The 208-nt window shown below is 68.3% G+C and carries 1 protein-coding gene; it reads right to left on the reverse strand.

The genetic code is table 11. The features are described from left to right. On the reverse strand, positions 1-208 hold a 208-nt coding region (locus ACM14_RS30335; protein WP_139093551.1), incomplete at both ends, for a phage late control D family protein.

Here is a 208-nt window from a genome sequence, read left to right on the forward strand (position 1 = left end):
CTGGTTCTGGTCGCCGCGCGGGTAGTTGTAGAGGCTGAAGGTGTAGCCCGTGGCCAGCGCCCGGTGGCAGGACTGACCCCGCACCCGGCTTTGGCCGGTGAGGCTTTCCTTCAGGCGCACGCGGATGTAGTCTTCGCCGTCGCTCAGCTGGGTGTAGCCGCCCGGCCATTCGTAGATTTCGTGGCCGTCATGGGCGTGGCCCGGCGGG

The sequence above is a fragment of the Delftia sp. JD2 genome (genome assembly GCF_001682645.1).
Classification (GTDB): Bacteria; Pseudomonadota; Gammaproteobacteria; order Burkholderiales; family Burkholderiaceae_C; genus Comamonas; species Comamonas acidovorans.